General features: G+C 73.2%; 5 protein-coding genes. 1 reads left to right on the forward strand and 4 read right to left on the reverse strand.

Annotation, left to right across the window (positions count from 1 at the left end; all coding sequences use genetic code 11):
- The first annotated feature begins 110 nt into the window (after nucleotides 1–110).
- Nucleotides 111–1325, forward strand: a complete 1215-nt coding sequence (locus VF825_RS01975; RefSeq protein ID WP_331109590.1) for a CynX/NimT family MFS transporter — start codon at nucleotides 111–113, stop codon at nucleotides 1323–1325.
- A gap of 7 nt (nucleotides 1326–1332) precedes the next feature.
- Here the strand turns inward: VF825_RS01975 and VF825_RS01980 are convergent, their stop codons facing one another.
- The 4 genes from VF825_RS01980 to VF825_RS01995 form a co-directional block, all read right to left on the reverse strand.
- Nucleotides 1333–1800 carry a PH domain-containing protein gene (locus tag VF825_RS01980; RefSeq protein ID WP_331109592.1) on the reverse strand — a complete coding sequence of 156 codons (468 nt, stop codon included), beginning with the start codon at nucleotides 1798–1800 and terminating at the stop codon, nucleotides 1333–1335.
- 11 nt (nucleotides 1801–1811) lie between these two features.
- Nucleotides 1812–2660: an ATP phosphoribosyltransferase gene (gene hisG / locus VF825_RS01985; RefSeq protein ID WP_331109594.1), complete on the reverse strand. Its 849-nt coding sequence runs from the start codon at nucleotides 2658–2660 to the stop codon at nucleotides 1812–1814.
- A 44-nt stretch (nucleotides 2661–2704) separates the two neighbouring features.
- The gene (locus VF825_RS01990) at nucleotides 2705–2968 is read right to left on the reverse strand and encodes a phosphoribosyl-ATP diphosphatase (RefSeq protein ID WP_331109596.1); all 264 of its coding nucleotides are present in this window, start codon (nucleotides 2966–2968) and stop codon (nucleotides 2705–2707) included.
- Between the two features lie 312 nt (nucleotides 2969–3280).
- Nucleotides 3281–3479: HNH endonuclease signature motif containing protein (locus VF825_RS01995; RefSeq protein ID WP_331109598.1), on the reverse strand; the 199-nt coding region annotated here is incomplete at its 5' end.

A 3479-nucleotide genomic window follows, 5' to 3' on the forward strand; every position in this document is an offset into this window, starting at 1 on the left:
CTGACGGACGGGGCGAGCGCTGACGGACGGGGCGAGCGCTGACGGACGGGGCGAGCGCTGACGGGGAGGTGAGGGCCCACCGGCCCCTGCCGGCTGCGAGACTGGCGGCGATGTCCACCACGACCACCTCCACCGCGGCCCCGCGGACCCTTGCCCCCGTCTGGCTCATGGCGCTGGCGCTCGTCGCCGTCGCGGCCAACCTGCGCACGTCCATCGCCAGCGTCCCGCCACTGGCCCGGACCATCGCCGAGGACCTGGACCTGTCCAACGCCTGGATGGGCGCCCTGACGACGCTGCCCGTGCTCTGCATGGGCCTGTTCGCGCCGGCGGCGCAGCGGCTCGGGGCACGGATCGGTGCGGCGATGTCGGTCGAGGTGGCCGTCGTCTGCGTCGGTCTGGGGACGCTGTGCCGACTGGCGGGGTCCCACGTGTGGGCGCTCTACCTCGGCACGTTCGTGGCCGGGGTCGGCATCGCCATCGGGGGCACCCTGCTCCCCCGGCTGGTCAAGGCGCTGTTCCCGCCCGAGCGGGCCGGCCTGGTCACCGGGTTGTACATGTTCGCGATGATGGGCGGCGCCGCCGCGTCGTCGGCCCTGGCCGTGCCGCTGCAGGAGTGGCTCGGCAGCTGGCAGGCCTCGCTGGCGTCCTGGAGCGTCATCGCGCTCGTCGGCACGCTGGCCTGGGCCCCGGTCGCGGCCCGCGCCGCGCGGCACCGGTCCGCCAACCCGCCGGTGGACGAGGGCGGCCACGGGCTGCCCTGGCGGCACCCCACCGCGTGGCTGGTCGCGGGGTACCTCACCGTCCAGTCGTTCGAGTTCTACAGCTGCCTGGCGTGGATCGCGCCGTCGTACGTCGACCACGGCTGGTCCCCGGGCACGGCCGGCTACCTGCTGTCGGTGTTCAGCGCGGCCCAGCTCGTCTCGGGGCTGGTCGCCCCCGCGCTGACCGACCGGATCCGGGACCACCGCGCGCTGCTCCTGCCGGCCGCTGTCCTCGGCATCCTCGGCCTGCTCGGGCTGCTGCTGGCACCCGAGTCCGGCGCGTGGGTGTGGGTCACCCTGCTCGGCCTCGGCCAGGGCGCGGCATTCGCCCTCGGCCTGGTGCTGCTCGTGGACTACTCCTCGACCCCGGCCGGCAGCGGCCGGCTGGCCGCGATGGCCTTCTTCGTCAGCTACACCGTGGCCTCGTTAGGGCCGGCGTCGATGGGTGCGGTGCGCGACCTGACCCACGGGTTCCACGCCACGTGGCTGGTGCTCGCGAGCCTCATGGTGGTGCAGGCCGGCCTGGTCCTGCTCATGCGGCCCGGGCGCGCCCGCACCCCCTGATCCGGCGTCAGTCGGCGTCGAACCGGGCGCCGTGCACCTGCACCAGCGCCGAGAGGCGGCCCGCCTCGGCCCTGCCGAACGCGCCGTCGGCCTTCTGGATCGCCATGACGGCAACGGTGTCGGTGTCGTCGAGGTCGAGGCTGACCCACGGCGCTCCCCCGCCGAACTGGACCCGCACGATCTGCGCCCACTCCAGCCGACGGGTCAGGACGAGGTTGCGGACGGTCAGGCCCTCACGGGTCGGCACCGCCCGGATCGTGGCGTAGCGCCACATCAGGAACGCCACCGCGAACCCGGTGGCCACGAGCAGCATCCGGTCGCCGAAGCCCCACCCGCCGTAGAGCACGTCCTTGCCGGGCAACGAGATCGCGCCGATGGTGAAGATCAGCACCGACAGGACGGCGGCCACGAGCGCCACCCGCCGCCCGCGGCGGGGGCGGAACACGGCATACGGGTCGGCCTTGGGTTGCTCCACGGTGGTGCCCGTCAGAGCCGGCAGGCGGCGATGTCGGTGACCAGGATCGCGCGGGCGCCGAGCTCGTAGAGCTCGTCCATCACCCGGTTGGTCAGGTGCCGTGGGACCATCGAGCGCACGGCGACGTAGCCCTTGTCGTGCAGCGGGGACACGGTCGGCGACTCCAGGCCCGGGGTGAGCGCGCAGGCCTGCTCGACGAGCTCGACGCGCACGTCGTAGTCCATCATCACGTAGCTGCGCGCAGTCAGGACGCCTTGCAGCCGGCGGCACAGCACGTCGACCGCCGGCTGGGCAGAACCGTTGTGCTCACGCGTGATCAGCACCGCCTCGCTGCGCAGGATCGGCTCGCCGAAGGTCTCCAGCCCCTGGTTGCGCAGCGTGGTCCCGGTCTCGACGACGTCGGCGATGACGTCGGCGACCCCGAGCGTGATGGCCGTCTCGACGGCGCCGTCGAGGCGCACGACCTGCGCACCGACCCCGTGGTCGGCGAGGTGGCTCTGGACCAGCCCGGCGTAGCTGGTCGCGACGCGCTTGCCGTCGATGTCCTGGACGGCGCTGGCCACCCCGGGCTTGGCAGCGAAGCGGAACGTGGACGCGGCGAAGCCGAGGGCCATCACCTCGACCGCCGGGCTGCCTGAGTCCAGGAGCAGGTCGCGGCCGGTGATGCCGACGTCGAGGGTGCCGGAGCCGACGTAGACCGCGATGTCGCGCGGGCGCAGGAAGAAGAACTCGACGTCGTTGGCGGCGTCGGTGAGGACGAGCTCCTTGGAGTCCCGCCGACCGCGGTAGCCCGCCTCGCGGAGCATGTCGGCGGCGGACTCGGACAGGGATCCCTTGTTGGGGACGGCGATGCGAAGCATGGGAGGCCTTTTCGGGTGCAGCGGCGCGCGGTCGGCGCGGCCGGTCAGAGGTGGGAGTACACGTCGTCGAGCGTGATCTTGGAGGCGACCATGAGCACCTGCAGGTGGTAGAGGAGCTGGCTGATCTCCTCGGCAGTGCGCTCATGGCCCTCATGCTCGGCGGCCATCCACACCTCGGCGGCCTCCTCGACGATCTTCTTGCCAATCGCATGGACGCCGGCGTCCAACGCGGCAACGGTGCCCGACCCCTCGGGGCGCGTGGCAGCCTTGTCGGTCAGCTCGGCATACAACTGGTCGAAGGTCTTCACGGGGCACAAGGGTACGTGGCGGTGCAGGTGCGCCGTCCGCCGCGTCCACGCCGCTGCTCCGGGCCCCCTCCTCCCCACCTGGTGCCCGGTATGCCGCGAATCCCGCCTCGGGTTCCGCCCGTACGCGGCCCGGCGGGCACCAGTTGGGTGCTGTCGGCACCATGGCGCGGGGAGGGGGCGACGCCGGCCCGGCGACAACGCGGTCTGCATCGTCGTGGTGCACCTGCAGACGCCCTGACCTTCTGCTCGCTGACGCCGACCCCGGGCATGCCACATGCCCGGCCGTCGCGGGCCGGGTGCGGGGCGGGCGCCTCAGGTGTGCCAGGTGACCCCGGTGCCGGTGACGGTCGCGGTCCAGCCGCGCTGGTGCACGATCGTGTGGTGCCGCCCGCACACCAGGGCGGCGTTGCCGATGTCGGTGGCCCCGCCGTTGGCCCAGTGGGTGACGTGGTGCCCGTCGCACCACCACGGCGGCGCGGTGCACCCGGGGATCGTGCAGCCGCCGTCCCGC

Origin of the sequence: Oryzihumus sp., from assembly GCF_036391795.1 — a bacterium.
In the GTDB taxonomy this organism is placed as follows: domain Bacteria; phylum Actinomycetota; class Actinomycetes; order Actinomycetales; family Dermatophilaceae; genus Oryzihumus.

Coding starts and splice junctions, on each gene's coding strand:
- VF825_RS01975 (WP_331109590.1), top strand. CDS start 111: ATGTCCACCACGACCACCTCCACCGCGGCCCCGCGGACCCTTGCCCCC.
- hisG (WP_331109594.1), bottom strand. CDS start 2,660: ATGCTTCGCATCGCCGTCCCCAACAAGGGATCCCTGTCCGAGTCCGCC.